Raw genomic sequence first — 25,565 nt, forward strand, 5'->3', positions numbered from 1 at the left:
ATGACTTACTTCGACGCACTCGAGACCCGATCAGCAGACAAGCGCGCCGACGAACAGGGTCAGGCTCTGCGTCTACAGATTGAACGGGCATTGTCTGCCCCCGGTTTTGCAGCGCACCTGAGCGACGCGGATACTGGCGGTGTGATGACGGCTGAAGATCTGGTAAAGCTACCTGTTCTGCGGAAATCCGATCTGGCGCAGGCGCAGGCGGCGCGCCCTCCGTTTGGAGGGTTCACCGTCAAACCGGCGCGGCATTTCCACCATGTTTTCCAGTCCCCGGGTCCGATTTACGAGCCGGGCAGCGCAGATCATGACTGGTGGCGCATGGGCCGTTTTGTACATGCGGCCGGGGTTGGCCGTGGCGACATCGTGCAAAACTGTTTCGGCTATCACCTGACGCCTGCGGGCATGATCTTTGAAAGCGGCGCACGGGCGGTTGGCGCGGCTGTTCTGCCCGCCGGAACCGGCCAGACGGAATTACAGGTAACTGCCGCGCGCGACGTGGGCTGTACGGCCTATGCGGGCACACCGGACTATTTGAAAGTGATCCTCGACAAGGCCGACGAGATGGGCGTTGCGCTCAACTTCTCGAAAGCGGTCGTGGGCGGGGGTGCGCTGTTTCCGTCTCTACGTCAGGATTATGCAGATCGGGGCATTGTTTGTTTGCAATGTTACGCTACTGCTGATCTAGGTAATATTGCATATGAAAGCCCCGCGATGGAGGGGATGATCATAGACGAGCATGTCATCGTCGAGATTGTCACTCCGGGCACCGGAACACCGGTGGCGGCTGGAGACGTGGGTGAGGTTGTGGTGACCTCTCTTAATCCTGATTACCCGCTGATCCGGTTTGCCACCGGTGACCTGTCGGCCATCATGCCGGGCACGTCACCTTGTGGTCGTACAAACGCGCGGATCAAGGGCTGGATGGGTCGCGCCGATCAGACAACCAAGATCAAGGGCATGTTCGTGCGCCCCGAGCAGGTTGCCGCGCTGGTCGACAAACACGCCGAGATCGTGAAGGCGCGGGTCATTGCCGCCCGACAGGGCGAGATGGATACGATGACCGTTCAGATCGAAAGCACGGGTGGGGACGATATGGTCTATGCCAAATCCGTTGTCGAAGTGCTGAAGTTGAAGGGCGCGATCGAGGTCGTGGCCCCCGGCTCACTGCCCAGAGACGGGTTGGTGATCGAGGATCAGCGCGTCTACGAATGATAAACCAGCAGGTCTGCGGCAGTATGTGTCGCAGATTTGTCCTCCGGCCTACTGGTGTTTCTTAGCGTTTTGGTCGATTAAAGATCAACTCTGCGCTCTAGCCAGGTACAAGCCGGGAACATGGCCGAAATCGAACTTTCAGAACACGGAGCGCGCAATCGCGGCGCGTTTGGCACTCGGCTGGTTGGTACGATGGCCTGCCTTGTTGCGGCTGCCTGTCTTCTACCAATGGTGGCCGTTGTTCTGGCCTCGGCAACGGGTGGGACCGAAACGATCTCTCACCTAATGAACACGGTTCTTCCGCGTTATGCGCTGACCACCGTGATCCTTGTCGTTCTGGTGGCTGCCGGAACCTTCTCGATCGGAGTGGGCGCGGCCTGGCTGGTGACGATGACGCGCTTTCCGGGGGTGCGGTTTCTTGAGATCGCCCTGGTTCTGCCGCTGGCCTTTCCTGCCTACGTTCTGGCCTATGCCTACACGTTTATTCTGGACCATCCCGGTATCGTGCAGGCCACATTGCGGGATATAACCGGCTGGGGTCCCCGCGATTATTGGTTCCCCGAGATCCGCTCGACCGAGGGGGCTGCTGTAATGCTGATCCTCGTTCTGTACCCTTATGTCTATCTGCTGGCCCGTGCCGCCTTTCTTCAGCAAAGCGCCACGGCATTTCTGGCGGCTCGCGCGTTGGGCAAAAGCCCTTGGCTGGCCTTTTGGCACGTGTCGCTGCCAATGGCGCGCCCCGCAATCGCCGGAGGTGTTCTGCTGGCGATTATGGAAACCATCGCCGATTTTGGCACTGTCGCCTATTTTGGTGTTCAGACTTTTGCCACAGGTATTTACACAAGCTGGTTTTCGATCGGAGACAGAGCCGCCGCAGCCCAACTTGCCCTGTGTCTGCTGGGTTTTGCGCTGGTGATGGCCGTAGCCGAGCGTATGCAGCGCGGCAGGGCGAAATACTACCAGGCAGGGAAAAGCCACGCATCGTTGCCCTCAGCGCAATTGAAGGGCTGGCAATCAGCCGCCGCCGTTACCCTTTGCGCCATCCCTGTCCTGTTTGGGTTTTTGCTGCCCGTGTTTATCCTTGTTCAGATGGGGCTGGAATCCGAGCAGAATCTTCTGTCGCGGCGTTATATGGGTTTCATCCAGAACTCTTTGACTTTGGCAGGTGTGGCGGCTGTTGTGACCGTTTGCGCGGCAATCTGCGTTGGGTTTTTTCAGCGATTGCGACCGGGGCGGGTTTCGTCTGGCACCAGCTATATGGCGCGGCTGGGTTATGCGGTTCCGGGCGGCGTGATCGCCGTTGGCCTGATGGTGCCATTTGCCAGTTTCGACAATGCGTTGGATGCGTGGATGCGGCAGACATTCGACGTCTCGACCGGGCTGCTGGTCACCGGGTCCATCTGGTTGCTGGTCGCAGCCTATATGGTGCGCTTTCTGGCTGCTGCCCTCAGCGCATATGAAGGCGGGCAGAGCACGGTGCATGCGAATATGGACGCGGCTTCGCGGTCTTTGGGTCAGACACCGCTGGGCACTCTGCGCCGGGTGCATTTGCCTATTCTGACACCTTCGTTGCTGACCGCCCTTCTGATCGTGTTCGTGGACGTGATGAAAGAGCTGCCTGCGACGCTAATCATGCGGCCGTTCAACTTTGACACGTTGGCAGTTCAGGCGTACCGGCTGGCTTCGGACGAACGTCTTGAAGGGGCCGCAGTCCCCTCTCTGGTCATTCTGGCGGCGGGATTGCTACCGGTCATCCTGATCTGTCGGCAGGTCGGCCAGAGGCGCTAGGGCGGTCCAAAAATACCACACGCCTTAGTAGGTGGGCTTGATTTACACGCAATTTCCGGCAAGGCTTGGGGTATGAACACGCAGCCTCCCAGCCGGTTCTCTGCAAACTCGGCCCAGATGCCCGTCGCGTTTAACCGGCATGAGATGTCCCATATCCTGTCCGTCTATGGCCGGATGGTCGCCGCCGGAGAATGGCGCGATTACGGTATTTCCAACCTGCGAGATATGGCCGTGTTCTCGATCTTTCGCCGAACTGCGGAACATCCCATCTACCGGGTCGAAAAACATCCCCGCCTTCGGCAAAAGCAAGGGATGTACTCGGTCGTGGGTATGGATGGCCGTATCCTGAAACGCGGCCACGACCTGCGCACGGTGCTGCGGGTGCTCGAGCGTAAGCTGATCCGCTCGGTTGACCTTGGTTAGAGCCGTTTGTGGGCCGTCACTGGCCCGTCACCCTGATCCATAATCCGCGTAATCGCCTGCTCTAAAGGTTCAAATGTCACGTCCATGTGGAAGGCATTGGCGTGCAGCAACATGTCCTCGGCATAGACCCATGCCACATGCCCCTTCCAGAACAGCAAATCGCCGCGCTGAGGGGGGGTGCCTTGGGGCAGCAGATGACCAATTTCGCGTTCCTGATCACCACTGTCGCCGGGGCAGGGCTGTCCGCAGGCCAGCAGCCCGGCTTGTACAAGACCTGAGCAATCCAGCCCGAACCGGCTGTTTCCACCCCAAAGATAGGGCGTGCCCAGAAAAAGTTCGGCCACTGCAACAGGATCGGTTAGCGTTACACCAATATGTTTGGCGTGAACGGACGGGATGAACCCAAGCTCGGTTTCCAGAAAACCATTCACCTCGGACGTGGCCACAATCCTGCTGCCAAAACTCAGGGACGTCCGGTCGTGGCTTTTCATGTCTGGCTGCACATAGGCGTGGGTGGCTGGTGCGGTGATCCAATGCGTTGCGCTCAGCTCTGGGCCAAGCTGTTCCGACCGGACCCAGCCCGCGTAGCCGTCTTTTTCCGCGGTGACCCGGCTCCAGCCGTTTGCGTGATCCGAGACTTCGACAGTGTCACCGAAAAGCAACTGCCGATCGCGTGGACCATCTGGTTCGCGCAACAGGTCTGTGACCGGCTGGATGATGCGTTGGCGTGTCATAGGCCCAGCATCTCGGGCAACGCCGTCAACAAGGCGCGCGGCCCCTGGCCAAACCCGCCCTTGCTGCGGCCGGGCTCGTTGCTGCGCTGCCATGAGAAGATGTCGAAATGCATGTAGCGGCTGTCGCCAACGAAGCGACGCAGGAACAGTGCGGCGGTGATAGAGCCGCCAAATCCACCCGCAGGGGCGTTGTCCAGATCGGCGATGCCCGGTTCGATCAGTCCCTCATAAGGGTCATGGAATGGCATGCGCCAGACCGGATCAGCGGCCTTGCGCGCGGCGCGGGTCAGCGCGTCTGCCGCGTCGTCGCTGTCAGTGAAATAGGGCGCAAGATCGGTTCCAACCGCCACGCGCGCAGCCCCGGTCAGCGTCGCCATCGAGATCACGAGGTCCGGTTTCCCTTCGTCTGCCAGCGCCAGTGCGTCGGCTAGCACCAGCCGCCCTTCGGCATCGGTATTGTTGATCTCGACCGTCAGACCTTTGCGCGAGGTCAGGATGTCGCCGGGCCGGAAGGCGTTTCCGGCCACCGAATTCTCGACAGCCGGGATCAGAACGCGCAGTTGCAGCGGTAGCTTCAGCGCCATGATCATCCGGGCCAGACCCAGAACATTGGCGGCACCGCCCATGTCTTTCTTCATCAACCCCATCGACGCGCCGGGTTTCAGGTTCAGGCCGCCCGTGTCAAAGCACACACCTTTTCCGACCAAGGTCAGCTTTGGCCCCGCCGTGCCCCAGTTCATCTCGATCAGTCGCGGCTCTTGCGCTGCGGCGCGGCCAACCGTGTGGATCATCGGAAAGTTCTGATCCAGCAGCGCATCGCCAGTTATGACCGAGCAAGACGTGTCGAATTCCAACGCAAGGTTCTCGGCGGCGGCCTGCAACTGTTCCGGTCCCATGTCCGACGCGGGTGTGTTGACCAGATCCCGGATCAGGGCTTCGGCCTTTGCCAAAATCTCAAGACGCGCAGCATCAACGCCATCGGGTGCAACCAGCCGGGCTTTGGCGGGTGACTGGCTGGCATAGCGGTCAAACGCGTACCCGGTCATCAGCCAGCCAAGGCATTCGGTTTCCAGCGCATCCTTTGGAACGCCCGATGCGATGTGATAGGTGCCTTCCGGCAGCGCCTCGGCCGCGGCCGCCAGTGGAAAACGCTTGCGGGCGCGGCCAGCGGGTTTGCCATACCCCGCCAGCGCGCAAAGCGGAGCCTCACCGGTTCCCGGAACCAACAAGGTTTGGCCCATCGCCCCGGTAAAACCGTTGTTCGAGACCCAGTTCTGCACCGCGTCAGACTGAATTTTCACCCAATCCTCCAGATCGGGTTGGGCGATCACGTGGAGCGGGACAGAACGGTCAGAGGGCGAGGCAAAAGTCAGGGTCATGGGTAACTCGGCTGGTTCGATTTGCGCCCAGCCTAGTCGCCCACACTCTATCCGCAAGCCCCCGTCAGACCGAAAGGTCCTGCTGATCCCAGATAACGGTCAGGGATTTTTCACCCACACGGATCAGGCGCGACAGGGTGGCGCCAGTGGCGACAGCGTCGCCGGCATCCACGTTCCGGGCCACGTCGCCTGCGACGCGGGCCAAAGCTGTCATGCCGATCTGTTCTGCGATTGCCACCAAAGACCGCGAACATTTACGCAACCCGGCCCAATCGCGCTGCCGCCAGAACCGTTCGCAATTCGACAGGCGAACGGCCAACTCTTCGACCGTGCGGCACAACACGTCCAATGCGTTCTTTTCCCCAAGCTGCCGGTACAACCCGTTCAGGCGATCCGGGTCCAGTCGGACGGTTTCTTTGTGTTCAAGCGTGATAATCTTTTCCACCACATATTCCCCAATTCACTATACCCCCACGGTACAATCGGAATGTGGCGTTGAATTCCTTTGCAAAACCTTGCGACCAAGGGGGATAATGTCTCGAATTTAGCTAGAATTCAGGCGGGCCGCTGATCTCACCGTGCCAACGGACGCGGCGAAGTGCCCGATCAACATGGTGCGCCGCTTGGGGATCTGGGACCCTCGCCGGCGTGGTAATACTTGCTTTGATATTCGCTAGCTGCCATTTACGGCCCGAATTCAGGCGGAGGGGACAAGAAGATGCCAATTACCACTGATGAGTTGACCGCCGCGCGCGAAGCCTGGGGTGAAGGGCTGATTGCAATCTCTAAGGCTTATGAAGACGGCGGCATAGACGCAGCGCGCACGGTTGCCGAGGGTGTGCTGAATGCGGCCTATGGCTATTCTCTGGGACCGGTTCTTTTCAAACCGACAATGGCGTCCGGGGATCAGACGTTTCGCCCAACTCAAAAAGGCGCGTTGGCCTATTTCGTCGGGCATGATGCCGAGTATCCACTAGACGGCGGGTTCGGAATTAGAGGCTGGCGCGCGATGGAAAGCGTCACATCCGCCATTTTCGTCGAAGGGGGCGTTGGTATGTGGATGGGTGCTGTCATTCTGACGGACAAGGACGGCAACGTCACGCAAGTGGACAAGAGCTTTGGTTACAAGAAAGACGCTGACGGTACGCTGAAGATCGTGCTGCATCACTCGTCGTTGCCCTACCAGCCTTGATGCCAACAATGGCCATGCAGCCAAGCGCCTGACGGCAAAAGCACGTATCGCCGCCGGATTTCCAAGGCGCACGAAAAACAAAGACGGCGTGGATATATTTCCGCGTCGTTTTTTGTTTCGGGGTGGGCTAGCCCGTTTTGACCTTTGGTTTTGGCAGTCCGCACCTTCTTTAGAAAACTTAAATTTTGGTCATTCTGCACTTTTTTTAACTTTTTCGTTGCCGAAACCGGTTTCGGTGCGAACAAATGTGAAGAATGACAGCGAATCTTTCATATCGGTCGCGCGACGTCGCTAACCGCCTCTCGGTCTCTGGACGCGTCAAGCTGGACGAACTGGCCGCGCATCTGGGCTTGTCGAAAAGCACGGTGTCGCGCGCGCTGAACGGGTATTCGGATATTTCGGCCGTCACCCGCGCCAGGGTGGAAACGGCTGCGCGCAAGCTGGGCTATCGGCCCCTGAGTCATGCGCAGGCCATTCGCACCGGTCAGGTCCGCGCGATTGCGATGGTGTTGAACAGCGACGAACCTGATCGCCATAACCCATTCCTGCAGGATTTTCTGGCCGGCGCGTGCGAGGCCGCCAGCCACCTTGACTGGACCATGACGATTTCAACTGCAACTTCGGAACGGGACACGCTGACCGTCCTCAGCAGATTGTTCGAGGAACGCAAAGCGGATGGTTTCATTCTGCCCCGCACCGCGGTCAAGGACGCCCGGATCGGTCTTCTGCGCAGCCTTGAAGTTCCGCATATCCTTTACGGTCGCACCGGTTACGGGCAACCGAACACGTGGGAGGAAACCTCGTGGTTCGACATTGCGGGCGAAACGGCGATGCGCAAAGCGGTTTTGCGGTTGGCCGGGTTTGGGCATACGCGCATCGGCTATGTCGGCAGCGACCTCAAGTTCAACTACAGCCACCTGCGCCGTGACGGATATGCCGAAGGTCTGCACGAAGCTGGATTGCCCTTGGACCCCGAGTTGATCCGCGACGGTGCCAGAACGCGGGATGAGGGTGCAGCGCAGGCAAAGGCTCTGATGCAGGTCGAACAGCCTCCGACGGCGATTGTCTTTGCCACGGATCTGGCGGCTTTGGGCTTTTATCCGGTCGCGCAGGACTTGGGGCTTGAGATCGGGCGTGACGTGTCCGTCATCGGCTATGACGGCATTCCCGAATCCCGATACGCGCGCCCGGCTCTGACCAGTTTTGCGGTGGATTCACACATGGCCGGACAGCGTTTGGCGACGATGCTGATCCGGCAAGTCCGGGGCGACGACCCCGCAGGTTTACGCGAACTGACCGAAGCCACTCTGGTCGAGGGTGGGTCGGATGGGCCGCCAACACGAACGCCACAGGAATTGGCGCGAATAATACAGACTGACAAAAATCATAACCGGGGAGACCGATCATGAAACTTACACCCAAGATGTCCCACCTGATGCTGGGCACCTCGCTGGCAGTGATGCTTGGCGCGCTGTCGGCACAGGCGGATACGATCCGTTTTTGGACCACCGAGGAACAGCCCGAACGTCTGGCCAAGCAGCAAGAGATGGCCGACCAGTTCAAAGCTGAAACCGGAACGACGGTCGAAGTGATCCCTGTCACCGAAAGCGATCTGGGCACCCGAGCAACCGCAGCCTTTGCTGCCGGTGATCTGCCGGACGTCGTCTATCACACGCTGCAATACGCTCTGCCCTGGGCCGAGGCGGGCATTCTGGATACCGAAGCCGCAACCGAAGTGATCGAGGAATTGGGCGCGGACACATTCGCCCCCGGCGCGCTGGCAATGGCGGCTTTCAATGGCGAAACCGCCTCGGTCCCTGTTGATGGCTGGACCCAGATGGTCGTCTACCGCAAGGACCTGTTCGACGAGGCCGGTCTGGAAGCCCCAAGTTCCTATGCCAATGTTCTGGCCGCGTTGGACAAGTTGCATAACCCGCCGGAAATGTACGGCTTTGTCTCGGCCACAAAGGTTGACGAGAACTTCATGAGCCAGGTGTTGGAGCATGTATTCCTCGCCAACGGTGTCTCGCCCGTTGGACCGGATGGGTTCCAGCCTCTGGACGAGGCCAAGACCATCGAAGTTCTGGATTTCTACAAGGCGATTTCCAAAGCCTCACCTCCGGGTGAGCTGTTCTGGAAGCAATCGCGCGAGCTGTACTTCGATGGCAAGGCCGCGATGATCATCTGGTCGCCCTTCATTCTGGACGAGCTGGCCGGTCTGCGCGACAGCGCGCCGCCGACCATCAACGATGATCCGACCTCGCGTGATCTGGCGTCGAAAACAGGGATTGTCACCAACTTCTCAGGCCCGTCCAACCCGGATGGCGCGGCATGGGGGGACGTGCGGTATTTCGGGATCACCAATGATGCCGACACCGACGCGGCGATGGAGTTCGTGAAATTCGCCATGGATGACGGCTATACCCAAACGCTGGCCATCGCGCCCGAGGGCAAGTTCCCGGTGCGTCGTGGTACTGCGGACAACCCAACGGCCTTTGCCGAAGCGTGGGCGGAATTGCCTGTCGGCGTCGATCGCAAAGCCCCGCTGGGTGAGCTGTATGATCAGGCGATGATCGACGAGATCGTCGGCGGTCTGGACGTGGCGCAGCGTTGGGGCGTGGCCGAAGGGCAGCTTTCGCTGGCGTCCAAGATGATAAACTCTCAGGCCATCAACCGGATCGTGCGTCAGTATATCGACGATGAAATCGACGCCGCCGCTGCCGTGGCTGCGATGAACGAAGAGCTCGCCAAGGTTCAATAGACCCCTGCTTGACCGGCATCTGCAGCGGCGTGCGCGCCGCTGCACCTAACCCTCTGAGGTCCACCCATGTCTTCGGCTACCCCACCGACCGGAACCGGGGCGCTTGCCAAACGCGAGGCGCGTCTGGCCTGGGCGTTGCTTTCCCCGACCGTGATCAGTGTATCGCTTGTGGTGATCCTGCCTTTGCTGGCGATCTTCTGGATCAGTTTCAAGCCGTTCACCCTGTCTGACCTGCGTCCGCCCGCGCCCGTTGTGCGTGAAAGCCTGCGCGGATCAGGGGATGATCTGCGGATCGAATACCGCGTGCGCAATTCAAGCCAAGAGATCGCCATTGAAGGCGTGACCGTGACAGATGTGCTGCCTGATGGCGTAACGGCGGGCGAAGTCTCGGCCCCCTGTGTGCTGGATGGGCAGGACTTGTTCTGTGACTTCGGTGCGTTGGAAGGTGGTCAGCGCGAACGAATCCGTATTCCCGTCACCGTGGACGGAGACCCTGACGCCTTTGAAGACCTGATCGAAGGGTCTGAACCCGACGTGACCGGCAGCGGCCCAAGTGTTTTGACCAATTTCGAGTTCAGCCTGGAGAACTTCGCCCGTGTTTTCGACGGGGATGAGTTCTGGGGCGTTCTCTGGGTCACGCTGTTCTACACGGTTTTCGGCACCATCGGAGCCTTGGTGATGGGCCTTTTCGCGGCCCTGTTGCTGAACAAAAGTTTCAAAGGCCAGGGGATCATCCGGGGGCTTTACCTGTTCCCCTACGTGGCCCCGGTGATCGCGGTGGCCTTTACGTGGGTTACACTGTTCGATCCGTTCTCAGGCTCGGCCAATGCGCTGTTGGTGCAGATGGGGTTGAGCAGCGAGCCGATCAATTTCTTCGGTGAACGTCCCCTTGCGCTGATCATGGTCACTGTGTTCGAGATATGGCGGTATTTCCCGCTGTCCTTCCTGTTCATCCTGGCGCGGATGCAATCCATCGATTCCAGCATGTATGAGGCGGCGGATATGGACGGGGCGTCGCCTTTCCAGAAATTCTGGCTGCTGAGTATCCCGCAACTGCTGGGCATCCTGTCAGTGCTGTTCCTGCTGCGCTTTATCTGGACGTTTAACAAGTTCGACGACATCTTCCTGCTGACAGGCGGCAATGCGGGTACACGCACCCTGACCGTGAATGTCTATGAACAGGCCTTTGCGATCTCCAATATCGGGGCAGGCTCAGCGGTAGCCGTGGTGATCCTGATGTGCCTGATCGCCTTCAGCTTTGTCTTCTTCCGCTTCATCAGCCGAGAGGAGGGCCTGTGATGCGCAAAGGCTATTTTACCGGCCCGGTTCTGGGCGCGCTCTGGCTGGTGGTGATTGCCACAACGGTTGCCATCACAATGTCCTTCTCGACCGGGGCGGCGTTTCGTCCGCAGGTCTTGCTCTGCCTGATTTGGGGCGCGGTCGCCGGGATGGTCTATGTCCAGTTCCCGGCACAGCGCGCACCGGCGCGGTTGGGGATCTCGGCTTTGTTGGGCCTGTCCGCCCTGACCGGGTTCGGGCCTGTCCTGATCGGTTCGGACACGTCTTTGCAGGCGGTGCTGGTCACGGTTCTTGCCATGGCCATCGTCACGCACCTGTCGCTGGCCGCAATCCTGCGGGATACGCCATTTGGCGACCTTACCCGGCATGAGTTCGAGGATGCGGTGATCCGGTTCTGCACCGGGTTTGGTTATATCTTCTTCACCGCTATCGTCGTCATTCCTTTCTATGTCATGGTGATGACCAGCCTGAAGTCGCAACAGGCGCTGTTGCAGAACCCGCTGGATTTCTCGGTCGACCTGTCGCAGGGCTGGGCGCTGTTCCGCAGCTATACCGAGCTGTTCCGAGACTTCAATTTCGGCACTTACCTGTGGACCTCGTTCTATGTGTCGGTCCTGACGGTGTTCATCACCCTGCTGTTCAGCGTTCCCGGCGCCTATGCGGTGGCGCGGTTCCGGTTCAAGGGGCAAAAGGCGTTCTCGCGTTCGATCCTGCTGATTTACATGGTGCCGATGATCGTTTTGGCGCTGCCGATCTATATCGCCTTCTCGCTGACGGGTCTGCGCAACTCGATCCTTGGTATTGTGATGATCTACCCGGTCACCACGATCCCCGTCGCGCTTTATATGCTGCAAGGTTACTTCCGCGGGTTGCCGACCGAGGTAGAGGAGGCCGGTCTGATGGATGGCCTGTCGCGTCTGGCGGTGATCTGGAAGATCACCCTGCCGCTTAGCCTGCCCGCGCTGGCGTCGGTGTCGCTCTATGTCTTCATGATCGCCTGGAATGAATTCCTGTTGGCTTTCATGCTGCTGGACGACCCGTCGAAATTCACCCTGACCCGAGGGGTCATGATGCTGAACTCCTCGGAAATTCCCCGCCAACACCTGATGGCCGGGGCGGTGATTGCCACCGTTCCGATCATGGCCCTGTTTCTGGGGCTTGAACGTTTTATGACCAAGGGTCTGACGGCAGGCTCGGTCAAAGGATGACTGACATGAACTACTATATCACGCCGAGTGAATCGGCCCGCAACATCCTGATTGCCAATGACAGGGGCGGCTACACAATCCCCACCAGTGGCTTGTATCCCTACCAATGGAACTGGGACAGCGCGGTTGCCGCGCTGGGTTTTGCCGAGTTCGACATCAACCGCGCCTGGGTCGAGCTTGAGACGCTGTTCTCGGGTCAGTGGGCGGATGGCATGGTTCCGCATATCCTGTTCCACAAGCCCGATCCGGGCTATTTTCCGGGGCCGGACGTGTGGGGCGGAACGGGGCCGATCCCGTCTTCGGGGATCATTCAGCCTCCGTTAGCGGCAACGATGGCCCGTCGCGTTTTGGATATGGATCCGGTGTCTGGAAAAGAACGGATGCGCGCGCTGTTCCCCAAGATGCTGGCCTGGCATCGCTGGATCATGGCGTGGCGGCTGGACGATCACGGCGCGGTCTGCACCACCCACCCGTGGGAGGCCGGGCGCGACAATGCCCCGGACTGGGACAATACGATGGCGGCGATTGATGCCTCGGACGTAGGTGAGTATCAGCGTCGTGACACAAGCCATGTCAACAGCGCCGACCGCCCGACGAAATACGACTATGACCGCTACATCAAACTGGTGAATATCGGCCGTGAGGCTGGCTGGGATCAGGCCAAGCTGCTGGAGCTGAACCCGTTCCGCGTGGCCGACCCGACTATGAGCTTTACCACCCTGCGTGCCGCCCGCGATTTGCTGGCCGTAGGTAAAGACCTTGGGCTTGAGGTCGAGGGTCTCAGCGCCGATATCCAGCGGCTTGAGGCTGGCGCGCGGTCCCTTTGGAACGAGGCGCTGGGCGCGTTTGACGCACGTGATGCGCATACCGGCGAATGGGCAGAAAGTGTCTCTAACGCGAGCTATTTGTGCTGGTATGCGGGAATTGACTCAGCCCGGATGTTGGAACGCGTCAAGACTGTTCTGACCACCGTGCCGCATCCCATTCCCAGCTATGACCCGCACATGCCCAAATTCGACGAACGCCGATACTGGCGTGGTCCGACATGGGCGTTCATGAACATGCTGACCGGTTTTGGACTGGTTGAAATGGGCCACGGGGTCGAGGCCGAAGCCCTGCGCCTGAAAACCGCGCGCCTGATCGCTGGACATGGCTTTGCCGAGTATTTCGATCCGCTTACCGGTGGGCCCGCGGGTGGCAATTCATTCACATGGACCGCTGCCGTTTGGCTGCACTGGGCAGGGAGGAACTGATGGGCAGCATCGAACTCAAAAGCGTCGAGAAATGGTTCGGCGAGGTGCAGGTGATCAAAGGGATCGACCTGCAGATCCAGGAAGGTGAGTTTGTCGTCTTTGTCGGCCCCTCGGGGTGTGGCAAGTCCACCCTGCTGCGCATGATCGGCGGGCTCGAGGACATCTCGCGCGGGGGGCTTCTGATCAATGGGGCGGACGTGACCGACCACCCGCCCTCGAAACGCGGGCTGACGATGGTGTTTCAGTCCTACGCGCTGTATCCCCATCTGACGGTGGCCGAGAATATGGGGTTCTCGCTGAAAGTGGCGGGTGTGTCCAAGGCCGATATCACCGAGCGTGTTGGAAAAGCGGCCGAAGTGCTCAAGTTAGAGCCTTATTTGGAGCGCCGCCCCAAGGATCTTTCCGGCGGACAGCGTCAGCGTGTGGCCATCGGTCGGTCCATCGTGCGCGACCCGACCGCGTTCCTGTTTGACGAACCCTTGTCCAATCTCGATGCCGCCCTTCGGGTCGAAATGCGGTACGAGATTGCCAAGCTGCATCAAAGCCTGAACCGGACCATGATCTACGTGACCCACGATCAGGTCGAGGCGATGACACTGGCCGACCGTATCGTAGTGCTGGAGTTCGGCAAAATCGCGCAGGTCGGCACCCCGCGCGAGCTGTATGAACGCCCGGCCAACCTGTTTGTGGCGCAGTTTATCGGAAGCCCGAAAATGAACGTCCTGCCCTGTACCGTGGCCGGGGATCAGTTCCGTCTGGAAAACGGCGGCAGCGGTCCTTTTGATCGGACGGGAAAGGCGACACGGCTGGGCATCCGCCCCGAACATATCAGCGTAGTCGAACCGGGCGCGGGCCATAGTGACGGCGTGGTCGAGGTTGTCGAATACCTTGGCGCTGACATGTTCATCATCGTCGATTGTGGCGCCGAAGAAAAAGTCACCGTCCGGCTTGGTGGAGATACCGAAATCAAGGCTGGGGCGCAGATCGGTCTGCACTTTGCGCCCGAGAAATTGCAGTTCTTCGATGCAGAGGGTCAGGCTTTGTGAGCCGATCGTTTCACGCCAAAGCTCAATCGGGCGACAAAAAACCCCGCTGCGAAAACAGCGGGGTTTTCAAGGCGTAGCTTTTTGATTGCCTCAGCCCTTTTTCAGAACCTCTCGGCCCAACAGTTCGGCGATCTGCACGGCGTTCAGGGCGGCACCTTTGCGTAGGTTGTCGCTGACGCACCACAGGTTCAGGCCGTTTTCCACGGTTGAATCCTGACGGATGCGGCTGATGAATGTGGCGAAATCGCCCGCGCATTCGATGGGCGAGACGTAGCCACCGGCCTCGCGCTTGTCGATCACCATGATGCCCGGAGCCTCGCGCAGGATGTCGCGGGCCTCGTCTTCGTCCAGGAATTCCTCGAACTCGATATTCACGGCCTCGGAATGGCCAACGAAAACCGGCACGCGGACACAGGTTGCGGTGACCTTGATCGACGGATCGACGATCTTCTTGGTTTCGACAACCATCTTCCACTCTTCCTTGGTCGAACCGTCTTCCATGAAGACGTCGATCTGCGGGATGACGTTGAAGGCGATCTGCTTCTGGAACTTGTTCGGCGGCACGTCCGTTGTGGGGTTGTAGACAGCTTTGGTCTGATCCCACAGTTCGTCCATCCCCTCTTTACCTGCGCCGGAAACCGACTGGTAGGTCGAGACGACAACGCGCTTGATCTTGGCGCGGTCATGCAGCGGCTTCAGCGCGACAACCATCTGCGCGGTCGAGCAGTTGGGGTTGGCGATGATGTTCTTGTTCTTGTAGTCGTGGATCGCCTGCGGGTTACATTCCGGAACGATCAGCGGGATGTCCGGATCGTAGCGATACAGCGACGAGTTATCGATCACCACGCAGCCAGCCTCAGCCGCTTTGGGCGCATAGACCTTGGTAGCGTCCGAGCCGATGGCGAATAGCGCCATGTCCCAGCCGGTGAAATCGAAGGTGTCGATGTCCTGGGTGGTCAGTGTCTTGTCGCCAAAGCTTACCTCGGTGCCCAGCGAACGACGGCTTGCCAGAACAGCAAGTTCATCGACGGGGAACTGGCGTTCCGCCAGGATGTTCAGCATTTCGCGGCCCACGTTACCCGTGGCGCCGGCGACAACGACGCGATAGCCCATTTCATGTCTCCAAAGTTAAGGACGCGCGTTCATAGCCGCGTTGCAGTAAAGAAAAAAGAGTTTTCGGGGCATATTTCGCGCAAAGACACCGATTTGACGCGGCGCATCGCCTCAGTTTTCGGTCAGAAGCCGTTCGTAGAGGGCGACAAGGGTCTTTGCCTCGCCGTTGATATCGAAATTCTGTTCGACATGGGCGCGGGCGGCGAGGCCGGATTGGGTGAGGGAATCGCGGTTCTTCAGCATTTCGGCGCTGGCTTCAACCATGGCGGGGATATCGTCCGGCGGGATGATACGGCCCAGCGTGGGGTCGGTGACAATTTCCGAGAACGCTCCGACGTCAGTCGCGACAACAGGAACGCCACAGGCCATCGCCTCTAGTGGGGTGAGGCCGAACCCTTCCCACCGCTGCGGAGCGACAAAGAGGTCCAACACCTGATACCATTCAGCGATTTGGTCCACGGTGACTTCGGGCATGAACAGGATGCGGTCAGACAGGCCCGCAGCAGCGACCTTGTCTTTCAGCTCGGCCAGAAAAGCGGTGTGTTTCTCGGTCGCGCGGCCCATGACGATGCCGTGGGCGTCATCGAACCGGCCACACAGGTCGATCATCGCATCGACAAAAGCGTCAGTGCCTTTCTGATGACGGATGCGGCCATAGCAGCCCAGCAAAAGACCATCCGGCAGACCCAGACGGGCGCGAACCGCCGCCTTATTCTCGGGCGGGGTGAAATCCTGCAGGTTGATGCCATGCATGATCACCTGCGCGTCCCGGTCCAGATACCCGGCAGTCTTGCGAGACGTGGCGACCACCGCATCCATCTTGTCGATCAACCACTTGGTGTAGCCGGTATGGGCGCGTTGCGAGGCGCTGGTGAACAGCAGCTTCAACCGCAGGCGCAGAATGTTGCGCAGGAACAGACCCAACAGCATCTCGGTATTGCGGCGCGCGTGCCAGACACGCAGGGTTTTGCGCGACAGAAAGGGCAGGCGGCCCAGCGGGATGTGTGGGATGTCCGCGGGCAGGCCCGGACCGGTGGCGGCAATGTCGATCCATTGCACCTGCAGCGGCACCAGTCGCGCAATCGTCGCTGTCACGCCCGACAGCCTGCGTTTGAGATTGGGGGCGATGACGCGCGGGTCTGTCAAAGGGGCTCTCCCGAAGGGTCTCAGTCCAGGCTATCGCGGCTGAACAGGTAAATCACGCAGCCAAGCGCGACGGCTATGGCAAAAAAACCGAATATTGCTGTGTAAGGTGCGCTTGCGCCCATGTCCACCGTCGCTGCGTGGATCCGCCCCGACGCAAACTGTGCCAGCCCAACGCCCCCGATGCCGAATAGATTGAGCAATGCAACCCCGCGCCCCACAAGATGCGGAGCGATAAAAGCGCGCCCATGCGCCATGATGACCGGGAAGGCCGCGCCAAGAAAGCCGATCAGGGCCAGCAAAGCCACGGAAAGCCAGACGGATGCTTCTATCCAGAAACACATCGCCGTCAGCGCCAGGCTGCTCAGGACATTGCCGCCGAAAATGACCCATTTCCGGGTGCCCAACACGCGGTCCAATGGTCCATAGACGAAGATACCTGCGATCATCGCGGCCCCCATGAACAAAGTCGCCTGACCGATCTGCGACGTCGTCAGTCCGAACACCTCTTGCAGGTATGGGCCCGCCCAGAGACCGCGCAGCGCTGCCGAAGGCGCATAGGCCACCAGCATCAAGGGCAGTATGGTCCAAAGCGCCGGTTCCCGGAGCAGGTCTAGCACAGACCCTTTTTGTTCAGTTTCGATCCGCTGGGGATCGCGCACCGTTGAAAGAATACCCAGCGCCACAATTGCCGAAACCACGGCCAGCGTCCAAAGGGTATTGCGCCACCCCATCAATTCCACGGCAAGCGCTGTCGGGTATGAGGCCACCAGATTTCCGACCGACCCGACTCCCATCATCAAAGCCGCAAGGGTCGCGAACTTGGCAGGCGGAAACTCACGCGCGAAGATGTAATAAGAGGCCATCAGGACCGGAGAACACCCAACGCCGATCAGCCCCATCGCAAGGGTAATGTGAAACGGTGTGGTGGCCACGGCAAAAAGGCCCGCGCCACCTGCTCCGCCGACCAGCAGCAAAACCGCAGCCGTCAGGCGGGGACCGACCCGATCCAATGCCCAGCCCACGGGCAGTTGCATGGCCGCAAAGACCAGAAACCAAAGACCCGATGCAAAGGCCAGATCCTCGGGCGTTGCGCCAATGTCGCGGCCAAGATCGACGGTGAGAACGGCAAGGAAAGCACGAAAAAACTGGCTGAGCACATAGCCCAGACACAACACCACCAGACCTGCCTTCATGTATCGCCCCTCTTCCCCAACGGCTGACCGGACCTGATTGGCACGTCCAACCGCTGCACACAAGCACGTGTGTCGTGACGATTTCACGGGACAGCAACCGCGATCGCACTACACTAAGCGTTAATTTCTGATTGAGGCGATTATGAAAGACGCTCAGGCCGCGTTTTATGACAGTCTTCCTTTGCTGCGCGACTTTGCCCGGCTTGCCGATCCCGTGCAGTTTTCAGCGCTTCCTGACGATTGGGTCGTCGGGGTGGCGGATATTGTTGATTCAACGGGCGAAATTGCCAAAGGCCGCTATAAAACGGTGAATATGGTCGGTGCTGCGGTCATCTCTGCCATGATCAACGCCATGAAGGGCAACGACTTCCCTTACGTGTTCGGCGGAGACGGTGCGGGTTTTGCCGTCCCCGCAAGCGCCGCCGATGACGCGCAATCCACGCTGGCCGCCTTGCGGCGCTGGGCGGAGGAGGAGTTTGGGATATCCTTGCGCGCCGCGTTGACGCCTGTTGCTGAAATCCGTGCGGCGGACCGGGATCTGCGTGTCGCCCGTTATGCACCCTCTGACGGCGTCGATTATGCCATGTTCTCGGGCGGCGGGTTGGCCTGGGCCGAGTCTCAGATGAAAGCGGGTGCGTTTGCCGCGTCTGTTGCGGAACCCGGCGCTCAACCGGATCTGACTGGCCTGTCCTGTCGCTGGTCGAATATCAAGGCGGCTCATGGTCGGATCGTATCACTGGTGATCGAGCCGACCCCGCACGCGACCGAGAGCGATTTTGCGGACTTGGCGCAGTCCGTACTGGCCGCGTCAGAAGGGTTGGAGAGGGCTGGCCATCCTGTGCCAGTGAATGGCCCGCCGATAAACTGGCCTCCGCCGGGTTTGGATATCGACGCGCATGTGTCCCGACGGGGCCGCAATGTCACAGTGCAGAAACTGGGCTTGCTGGTGCAGAACCTGCTGATTTACCTTTTGTTCAAGGCTGGGCGGCCCATGGGCAACTTCCAGCCCGAGCACTACAAGCAGATGGTCAGCCGCAACGCGGATTACCGAAAATTCGACGACGGGTTGAAGATGACGCTGGATTGCGACGAGGCGACCCTGTCGCAAATCCGGATAATGCTTGAACAGGCCCGTGGACAGGGAAAGATCCGCTATGGCCTGCATGCGCAGGATGAGGCGATGATGACCTGCTTTGTTCCCTCGGCCACGCGCGACGATCACGTTCACTTTGTGGACGGCGCATCCGGAGGCTACGCGCAGGCGGCAGCCGCCATGCAAGGCTGAGGCGCTATTTCCCTTTCCACTGCGCAGCCAGTGCACGCGCGGCCTGAGCCAGCAACATGACATCAATGCCAACCGCCAGAAACTGCGCACCCATATCCAGATAGGCTTGATTGGCCTCATCCGTTGTTCCCAGAATGCCCGGAGCCTTGCCCGCAGCCTTGATCCGCGTCATGGCATCGGCGATCACGGTGCGGACTTCGGGTGCGGTACTGTCGCCCTGAAAACCCATGTCGGTGGACAGATCCGCAGGCCCGATAAACACGCCGTCGATGCCCTCGACCTCCAGAATTTCGTCCAGAGCCTTTATCCCCGCGCGATTTTCCACCTGAACCAGCAGGCATATCTGGGCGTCTGCGGTTTGAATATAGTCGGTGGCCGTTCCGTACATCGTCGCACGCGACGCCATGGCCCCGACGCCCCGCACACCTTGAGGCGGGTAGCGGCACGCGCGCACCAATTCCCGCGCCTGTTGTGCGCTTTCAACCATCGGAACCAGTATCGTCGGCGCCCCGGCGTCCAACACCATCTTGATCAAAGCGGTGTCACCTACGGGCACCCGGACAACAGGATGGGTGGGGCTGGACGACAACGCCATTAGCTGATCGCGAATGGATCGGATGTCGTTTGGCGCATGCTCTCCATCAATCACCAGCCAGTCGAATCCGGCGGTGCCCATGATCTCGGCCGTGACGGCCTCGGCAAAGCTGCTCCAGCAACCGATCAGGCAATCGCCGTTTTTCAGAGCCTGTTTAAAGGTATTTGTGGGCGTGGGCATGTCGAAACCTTCAAGTCAAAGAGCGGGCGATTTCAGTTATAACGTCAAATGTCATGCGGACCTCATCCTCTGTGGTTTCAAACTGACCGGCCTGAAAGCGGATCGCGAGCTTACCATCGACGCGGGTTTGGGTCAGGTAGATGCGGCCATCATCGTTGATGGCGTTGACCAGCCGCAGGTTCAGCTCGTCCAGGTCGGCCTGCGCATCAGGGGCATATCGAAACGTCCAGAGCGACCACATCGGCTGTGTGACAATTTCAAAATCCGGTTCGGCTGCCAATCGGTGATGGAGATCAACGGACCATTTCACATGGTTTCGCAGCCGCTTTCGCAACCCCTCCAGCCCATAGGCCCGCATCACGAACCATAACTTGAGCGCCCGGAACCTGCGGCCCAAAGGGACGGACCATTCCGAGTAGTTGATTATCCCGTCCTTGCCGTGGGTCTTGAGGAATTCCGGGCTGATCGCCAGCGTCTGAACTAGATCATCGGGGTTTTTCAGGAAATGCGCACAGCAGTCGAACTGAACCCCAAGCCATTTGTGCGGGTTGAACACGATGCTGTCGGCCTGTTCGATTCCCGGCCAGTAGTGGCGATATTCAGGGCAGATCATGGCCGATCCCGCCCAGGCCGCGTCTACGTGGGAATAGAGACCGTATTTCCGGGCGATCTTTAGACATTCGTCGATCGGATCAGCCGCGCCTGTGCTTGTTCCGCCGACGCACAGAATAACTCCGGCTGGCTGCAAACCAGAGTCTAAGTCAGACAAAATCGCCGCTTCCAATGCCGCCGGGTCCATGCCGCGCCAGTCGCCCTTGATTGGGATGCGGACCAGATTGTCCTGTCCGATCCCGGCAACCCAGATGGCGCGATCCACCGACGTATGAACTTCGGCGGAACAATATACCCGTAGAGGCTTTTGCCCGAACAGCCCCTGCTGGTTGCCCTGCCATTTCAACGCTTTTTCCCGCAGCGTCAGAACGGCCGCCAACGTCGCCGAGGAGGCCGAATCCTGAATAACCCCGGCGAACCCATCTGGCAGGTCCAGAGCGTGCCGCAGCCAATCCATCATACGTGTTTCCATCTCGGTCGCGGCAGGCGAGGTCTGCCACAGCATGCATTGAGGCGCGATCGCGCTGGCCAAAAACTCGGCCAGGACAGACGGCGCAGATGCATTCGAGTTGAAATAGGCAAAGAACCGAGGATGCTGCCAATGCGTGATTCCGGGCATCACGATTTGCTCAAAGTCCGAAAAGATGTCCTCCATCGCCTGCGCGTGTTCTGGCGGGTGTTTTGGCAGTGCGTTCAGAATGTCGCCCGGTTGGGTTTGGGCCCGGACAGGTTTATCGCCAACGGTCAGGTGATAATCCTGAGTCCACTCCGAGACTTTCTTACCCCAGTCCGAAAACTCATCCCATTTCATACCAATCTCCACCCGTTCAGCCTTACCTAGAACCTGGCTGTGATAGCTGCAGTCCAAGTGATGGTCATTCGATGCCAAAGGTCAATCGTATTCAGAGTGTCTTCAATCCGCGCGACGGCGCATGACTGACGAAATAGGCTCTAATACGGTGAATTCCCCGATTCAGGGGCCGGTTGCAGTCCGATGTGAATTCGTCCAAGATTCCTCATGACCAGCGATTTGCCCCTGACATCCCGCTCTTTACCTATTGCTTTGCTGCGTGCGCGGGAGCGCGTGATGGGACCCGTTCGCAAAATGCTGTCGGACGCAGGCGTCACCGAGCAACAATGGCGGGTTCTGCGCGTGCTCAAAGAGGAAGGCTCGCAAGAGCCGACACATATTGCGGAACGTGCATGCCTGCTGTTGCCAAGCCTTACGCGAATCCTTCAAAAGCTGGAAACCAAGGGGTTGATCCGCCGCCATACCCATCCGGGTGACAAACGCCGCCAGATTGTGGAAATCACGGACCGGGGCGCAACGATCATTAAGGACAACATCGATGTGACGCTGCAGCTTGCAGAGGAAATCAAAGCCCAATTGGGACCAGAGCGGCACGAGGCATTGCTGGATCTTCTCACTGATCTGCACGACTTTAAAACTGAGGATACGGATTAAGACCCCGCCAGAGGCATAGGGGGGCACCCTCTGGCGGGGTTGGCCAGACGAAGACTGGACTGCGTGTCTGGCCCGTGGCCGAAGCGCCGGGTATTCCCCTGCGAACGGCTCACGCTCCGAAGATCCGGCCAACCTGAAAATATGGATGACGCTCGGCACAGAATCCCTAAGGGGAAGGAACGCTGGCCATGGTTCTCCGAAACTTATGCGCCCGGGTCAGGTCGCGTGACGCGGCCTGTTCGGGTCACGGTCGTCCTTGCCTGTGGACAGTCGGCTGCCACAGGCGGAATTCATGTTTTTTTGATATTAGAACCGCGTTACATGCCCCATCTAGCCCGATGTGACAGGATTCCAAGGGGCCGGCGTGACATAAACCGCGCTGCCGAATGCAGCCTCTGCGCGGGAAGGGGGGATTGGTCGCTGACATGCCTTGCTCTGGCGGGTTTGTCGCCTAAGATGCAGGTCTCTCAACCGAAAAAGGGGCGATGATGCCGGATAGTTTGTTCTTGTTGCCCAAGTCGATCGCAATTCCGATTGAGGGTCTCTCGACCCTTTATCCGGTGGGGCGAATTTTCTGCGTCGGGCGCAACTACGCGGCGCATGCGGCCGAGATGGGCCATGAGGTTGATCGCGAAGCGCCGTTCTATTTCACGAAATCCGCCGCCAATGCAGTTTTGTCCGGGGCCACAGTGCCCTTTCCACCGGGGACAGATAACTTTCATCACGAAATGGAGCTGGCCGTAGCAATCGGCACCCCCGTTTTTCGTGCGTCCCAAGCTGAGGCCGCAGATGCCGTATATGCCTACGGGTGCGCATTGGACATGACCCGCCGTGACCTGCAGATACGAGAACGAAACAAGCAACGCCCCTGGGATCTGGGCAAAGACCTTGAGAACGGGGCAGTCTTTGGCCCCCTGACGCGTGCCACGGACTGGTCGCCAGATGACGACAAGCGTATCTTTCTAAGCGTGAATGGCGATGTGCGACAGGACGCAACGCTGCACGAATTGATCTGGAAGATCGACGAAATCGTCAGTCATCTTTCAGGCTATTACCATCTGCGCCCCGGCGATCTGATTATGACGGGTACCCCGGCGGGCGTTGGGCCGGTTCAACCCGGTGACAGGCTGGAGGGCGTGATTGACGGTTTGCAACCGATAAGCTTGACCCTTTCTGCGGCGGAATAGACCCTAAACAGGGTCTTTTAGCCAGTTGTCCGAAAACTCGACGCGGTTGAGATCGGCGAACCTGCGGACCCGGTCTAGTTCTGATTCCAACCGTCCTGTCCGTGCCGCAGACCAGCGAACCGAGCGTTCCGGCCACACTGCACTGACCCGCAGTGCATCGTCGTCGCGGTGGGCCTTCATGTCGATGCGGCCGATCATTCGGTCACCTTCCAACAGCGGAAACACGTAATAGCCATAGGTTCGTTTTGGGGCGGGTACGAACACCTCGATCCTGTAGTGAAACCCAAACAGCTTTTCGGCCCGGTTACGATCGCGAAGCATGGGGTCAAACGGACTAAGCACTCGGATGCGGCCCGGCGGTTTGCTCAACTGGCCTACGTCTTCCGAGCCGGGCCGAGACAGCACCTTGCGCGTCCGGCCATCGGCACAGGTGATTTCGATTTCTTCCAGTTCCCCTTTTGTTAGAGCCTGTTTGCACCATTCCCGCGCTTCGGTGGTGCTTACCGTATCCCAAAACGCGGCCAGCTCGCCCGAGGTTGCAAACCCCAGCCGGTCCATCGCCGCATTGCACAGCCAGTCAACGGTTTCCTCCGGGTCGATCTGCAGCGCCCCGGGGCAAAGGTGGTCGTCGATCACACGTTCTGTCAGGTCATAGCGTTTCTGAAATCCCTGCCGTCCAATCACGGTCAATGCCCCGGACCGCCAGAGGAACTCCAGCGCGGTCTTGGATGGGTGCCAATCCCACCAGCCGCCCGATCCTTTCTTTTCGTCTTTGCCTACGTCTGACGAGGACACTGGCCCGTGGTCGCGGATATGCTGCAAGACGGCTTCAAATCGCTGCTCGAACCCATCACGGCGCCAGTTCTTCCACCGGGATTTCAACAAATCCGCGTCACGTTGGAACCTGAGATGCCAATGCCGGTAATACTCCATTGGGATAACGGCAGCGTCATGAGTCCAGTGTTCAAACAATGCCCGGTCGCGTTCGTACAGATGCTTCAGATTCTTCGAGCGATAGCTGGGTCTGCGTGAAAACAGGATCATGTCGTGGGCGCGGGCCACGGTGTTGATGCTGTCCAGTTGCACAAAACCCAACCTCTGGATCAGGTCCAGCAGGGCTGTTCCCTTGGCGCTGCCTGTCGGCGGTTCAAGAAGCGCGTGCCGATCCATGAAAACGGCCCGCGCTGTTCGGTTGTCCAGTTGACGAAGCGCCATCAGGTCAGCGTCGTTTCAACGTGTCGCCATAGCTGATCTTGGGGGTCAGGGTCACGCGGGTGTCGACCTCTGCATTGGGGTCGGCAAGCTGCGCAGCGATGATCTCGGCCGCTTTGCGCCCGATCTCCAGCCGGCACGCATCCATCGTGGCCAGCTTGCGCGGCAGACCTTGCAAAAGCTCGACATTATTGAACCCCGCCAGACCGATCTGGCCGGGCACGTCGATGCCCTGATCCAGCAGGTAAAGCAGGCCACCCGCGCCAATCATATCGTTGGAATAATACAGAAAATCCAGTTCGGGTGAGCGTTCCAGCATGGCCTGCGTCATCTCGCGCCCCTTGGCCAGAGCCGAGCCACCAGAGTAGAACTCGCGATCTTCGATTTCGACGCCGTTCTTGCCCAGCACCTCGGTAAAGCCCTCAAACCGTTTACGAGCACGGTGGTCCAGCGGCATCTTCGTGCCCATGAACCCGATATGTTCATAGCCCGCCTTGAGGATCGCCTGAGCCATCTCACGCCCGGCCCGACGGTGCGAGATCCCGACCATCGCATCCACCGGTTTGCCGTCGGTGTCCATGATCTCGACCACTGGTATCCCGGCCGAATCCAGCATGGCGCGGGCCGCGTCCGTGTGTTCCAGCCCAGCGATGATCACACCAGAGGGCCGCCACGAGAGCATCTCGTACAGAACTTTTTCTTCTTTTTCCGGCAGGTAATCGGTGACGCCGACCACGGGTTGCAACTCGGTATCTTCCAAGACCTGATTGATGCCGGTCATAACTTCGGGAAAGACCATGTTGGACAGTGACGGGATGATAACCGCCACCAGATTGACCCGGCTTGACGCCAGCGCGCCTGCGATTTTGTTCGGGACGTAACCCAGCTCTTTCGCGGCGGCCAGAACGCGGGTCCGGGTGGCGTCGGACACATCGCCGCGGTTCCGCAGAACTCGGCTAACCGTCATCTCGGATACGCCGGACGCCTCAGAGACATCGCGAAGGGTAAGCGGGCGTTTTGTATCTGTCGTCACTGGGGCACCTGCGTTGTTGTTTTGAGGAATGGTAGCGTGAACAGAACGTATTTTACAACTGTTGCGCAAAGGTCATGACAACCAGAAAAAACACAGGTAGAGAGAGCCTTGCACGGCCCCGTGGCTCAACTGGATAGAGCAGCCCCCTCCTAAGGGGCAGGTTGTAGGTTCGAATCCTACCGGGGTCACCATAACTATCTATACTAATTGGAAAATCCTGTAAATTTTTAGTTTTGGCTTCCT

Annotated in this window: 23 protein-coding genes and 1 tRNA gene; 14 read left to right on the forward strand and 10 right to left on the reverse strand. The window is 59.3% G+C overall.

Features of this window, described 5'->3' with window-relative positions:
* The 3 genes from ACR0LH_RS10125 to ACR0LH_RS10135 all read left to right on the forward strand — a co-directional run bounded on the left by ACR0LH_RS10125 (nt 1) and on the right by ACR0LH_RS10135 (nt 3,429).
* The gene (locus tag ACR0LH_RS10125) at nt 1-1,218 is read left to right on the forward strand and encodes a phenylacetate--CoA ligase family protein (RefSeq protein WP_480720810.1); all 1,218 of its coding nucleotides are present in this window, start codon (nt 1-3) and stop codon (nt 1,216-1,218) included.
* Between the two features lie 120 nt (nt 1,219-1,338).
* Nucleotides 1,339-3,006, forward strand: coding sequence for an ABC transporter permease (locus ACR0LH_RS10130; RefSeq protein ID WP_480720811.1), 1,668 nt, complete (start codon nt 1,339-1,341; stop codon nt 3,004-3,006).
* 72 nt (nt 3,007-3,078) lie between these two features.
* The gene (locus ACR0LH_RS10135; protein ID WP_480720812.1) at nt 3,079-3,429 is read left to right on the forward strand and encodes a DUF2794 domain-containing protein; all 351 of its coding nucleotides are present in this window, start codon (nt 3,079-3,081) and stop codon (nt 3,427-3,429) included.
* On the opposite strand, the gene ACR0LH_RS10140 is transcribed toward ACR0LH_RS10135, so the two are convergent.
* From ACR0LH_RS10140 to ACR0LH_RS10150, 3 genes are all read right to left on the reverse strand, one after another.
* Nucleotides 3,426-4,163 carry a C40 family peptidase gene (locus ACR0LH_RS10140; protein ID WP_480720813.1) on the reverse strand — a complete coding sequence of 246 codons (738 nt, stop codon included), beginning with the start codon at nt 4,161-4,163 and terminating at the stop codon, nt 3,426-3,428. The genes ACR0LH_RS10135 and ACR0LH_RS10140 overlap by 4 nt on opposite strands.
* Nucleotides 4,160-5,542: a leucyl aminopeptidase family protein gene (locus ACR0LH_RS10145; RefSeq protein WP_480720814.1), complete on the reverse strand. Its 1,383-nt coding sequence runs from the start codon at nt 5,540-5,542 to the stop codon at nt 4,160-4,162. The genes ACR0LH_RS10140 and ACR0LH_RS10145 overlap by 4 nt, the downstream gene beginning before the upstream one ends.
* A gap of 64 nt (nt 5,543-5,606) precedes the next feature.
* Nucleotides 5,607-5,990 (reverse strand): hypothetical protein, encoded by a 384-nt coding sequence (locus tag ACR0LH_RS10150; RefSeq protein ID WP_170483250.1) that lies wholly within the window; start codon nt 5,988-5,990, stop codon nt 5,607-5,609.
* A gap of 270 nt (nt 5,991-6,260) precedes the next feature.
* On the opposite strand from ACR0LH_RS10150, the gene ACR0LH_RS10155 reads away from it, so the two are divergent.
* The 7 genes from ACR0LH_RS10155 (at nt 6,261) to ACR0LH_RS10185 (ending at nt 14,301) form a co-directional block, all read left to right on the forward strand.
* Nucleotides 6,261-6,734 carry a phosphoribosyl-AMP cyclohydrolase gene (locus ACR0LH_RS10155; RefSeq protein WP_480720816.1) on the forward strand — a complete coding sequence of 158 codons (474 nt, stop codon included), beginning with the start codon at nt 6,261-6,263 and terminating at the stop codon, nt 6,732-6,734.
* Nucleotides 6,735-6,988: 254 nt separating this feature from the next.
* Complete coding sequence (locus tag ACR0LH_RS10160; protein ID WP_480720817.1) at nt 6,989-8,143, forward strand: LacI family DNA-binding transcriptional regulator; 1,155 nt, start codon at nt 6,989-6,991, stop codon at nt 8,141-8,143.
* Nucleotides 8,140-9,495, forward strand: coding sequence for an ABC transporter substrate-binding protein (locus tag ACR0LH_RS10165; protein WP_480720819.1), 1,356 nt, complete (start codon nt 8,140-8,142; stop codon nt 9,493-9,495). Before ACR0LH_RS10160 ends, ACR0LH_RS10165 begins: the two co-directional genes overlap by 4 nt.
* Nucleotides 9,496-9,561: 66 nt before the next feature.
* Nucleotides 9,562-10,794, forward strand: a complete 1,233-nt coding sequence (locus ACR0LH_RS10170) for a carbohydrate ABC transporter permease (RefSeq protein WP_480720820.1) — start codon at nt 9,562-9,564, stop codon at nt 10,792-10,794.
* Nucleotides 10,794-12,002, forward strand: coding sequence for a carbohydrate ABC transporter permease (locus ACR0LH_RS10175; protein WP_480720822.1), 1,209 nt, complete (start codon nt 10,794-10,796; stop codon nt 12,000-12,002). Before ACR0LH_RS10170 ends, ACR0LH_RS10175 begins: the two co-directional genes overlap by 1 nt.
* A 5-nt stretch (nt 12,003-12,007) precedes the next feature.
* On the forward strand, nt 12,008-13,255 hold the full coding sequence (locus ACR0LH_RS10180; RefSeq protein ID WP_480720823.1) for an MGH1-like glycoside hydrolase domain-containing protein: 1,248 nt from the start codon (nt 12,008-12,010) through the stop codon (nt 13,253-13,255).
* Nucleotides 13,255-14,301, forward strand: coding sequence for an ABC transporter ATP-binding protein (locus ACR0LH_RS10185; protein ID WP_480720824.1), 1,047 nt, complete (start codon nt 13,255-13,257; stop codon nt 14,299-14,301). Before ACR0LH_RS10180 ends, ACR0LH_RS10185 begins: the two co-directional genes overlap by 1 nt.
* Nucleotides 14,302-14,391: 90 nt before the next feature.
* Here ACR0LH_RS10185 and ACR0LH_RS10190 read toward each other — a convergent pair whose 3' ends face one another.
* From ACR0LH_RS10190 to ACR0LH_RS10200, 3 genes are all read right to left on the reverse strand, one after another.
* Nucleotides 14,392-15,414, reverse strand: a complete 1,023-nt coding sequence (locus tag ACR0LH_RS10190) for an aspartate-semialdehyde dehydrogenase (RefSeq protein ID WP_170387108.1) — start codon at nt 15,412-15,414, stop codon at nt 14,392-14,394.
* A gap of 111 nt (nt 15,415-15,525) precedes the next feature.
* Nucleotides 15,526-16,560 carry a glycosyltransferase family 4 protein gene (locus ACR0LH_RS10195; protein ID WP_480720826.1) on the reverse strand — a complete coding sequence of 345 codons (1,035 nt, stop codon included), beginning with the start codon at nt 16,558-16,560 and terminating at the stop codon, nt 15,526-15,528.
* A gap of 20 nt (nt 16,561-16,580) precedes the next feature.
* Nucleotides 16,581-17,753: an MFS transporter gene (locus tag ACR0LH_RS10200; protein ID WP_170564356.1), complete on the reverse strand. Its 1,173-nt coding sequence runs from the start codon at nt 17,751-17,753 to the stop codon at nt 16,581-16,583.
* A gap of 142 nt (nt 17,754-17,895) precedes the next feature.
* Here ACR0LH_RS10200 and ACR0LH_RS10205 point away from each other — a divergent pair, with 142 nt between their 5' ends.
* Nucleotides 17,896-19,038 (forward strand): DUF3095 domain-containing protein, encoded by a 1,143-nt coding sequence (locus ACR0LH_RS10205; protein ID WP_480720827.1) that lies wholly within the window; start codon nt 17,896-17,898, stop codon nt 19,036-19,038.
* Nucleotides 19,039-19,042: 4 nt separating this feature from the next.
* Here ACR0LH_RS10205 and ACR0LH_RS10210 read toward each other — a convergent pair whose 3' ends face one another.
* The gene (locus tag ACR0LH_RS10210; protein ID WP_480720828.1) at nt 19,043-19,813 is read right to left on the reverse strand and encodes an HpcH/HpaI aldolase family protein; all 771 of its coding nucleotides are present in this window, start codon (nt 19,811-19,813) and stop codon (nt 19,043-19,045) included.
* 10 nt (nt 19,814-19,823) lie between these two features.
* The gene (locus ACR0LH_RS10215) at nt 19,824-21,236 is read right to left on the reverse strand and encodes a pyridoxal phosphate-dependent decarboxylase family protein (protein ID WP_480720830.1); all 1,413 of its coding nucleotides are present in this window, start codon (nt 21,234-21,236) and stop codon (nt 19,824-19,826) included.
* A gap of 207 nt (nt 21,237-21,443) precedes the next feature.
* Between ACR0LH_RS10215 and hpaR the strand changes: the two genes are divergently transcribed.
* Together hpaR and ACR0LH_RS10225 are read left to right on the forward strand one after the other, a co-directional pair.
* Nucleotides 21,444-21,890 carry a homoprotocatechuate degradation operon regulator HpaR gene (hpaR, locus tag ACR0LH_RS10220; protein ID WP_480720831.1) on the forward strand — a complete coding sequence of 149 codons (447 nt, stop codon included), beginning with the start codon at nt 21,444-21,446 and terminating at the stop codon, nt 21,888-21,890.
* A gap of 488 nt (nt 21,891-22,378) precedes the next feature.
* A complete protein-coding gene (locus ACR0LH_RS10225; RefSeq protein ID WP_480720832.1) occupies nt 22,379-23,077 on the forward strand; it encodes a fumarylacetoacetate hydrolase family protein in 699 nt (232 codons plus the stop codon).
* A gap of 3 nt (nt 23,078-23,080) precedes the next feature.
* Here the strand turns inward: ACR0LH_RS10225 and ACR0LH_RS10230 are convergent, their stop codons facing one another.
* Nucleotides 23,081-24,292 carry a winged helix-turn-helix domain-containing protein gene (locus ACR0LH_RS10230; protein WP_480720834.1) on the reverse strand — a complete coding sequence of 404 codons (1,212 nt, stop codon included), beginning with the start codon at nt 24,290-24,292 and terminating at the stop codon, nt 23,081-23,083.
* Between the two features lie 4 nt (nt 24,293-24,296).
* The gene (locus tag ACR0LH_RS10235) at nt 24,297-25,322 is read right to left on the reverse strand and encodes a LacI family DNA-binding transcriptional regulator (RefSeq protein ID WP_170387201.1); all 1,026 of its coding nucleotides are present in this window, start codon (nt 25,320-25,322) and stop codon (nt 24,297-24,299) included.
* A 114-nt stretch (nt 25,323-25,436) separates the two neighbouring features.
* Here ACR0LH_RS10235 and ACR0LH_RS10240 point away from each other — a divergent pair.
* A tRNA-Arg gene (locus ACR0LH_RS10240) sits at nt 25,437-25,513 on the forward strand.
* The last annotated feature ends 52 nt before the right edge of the window (nt 25,514-25,565 follow it).

Source organism: Ruegeria sp. CL6 (assembly GCF_056536465.1).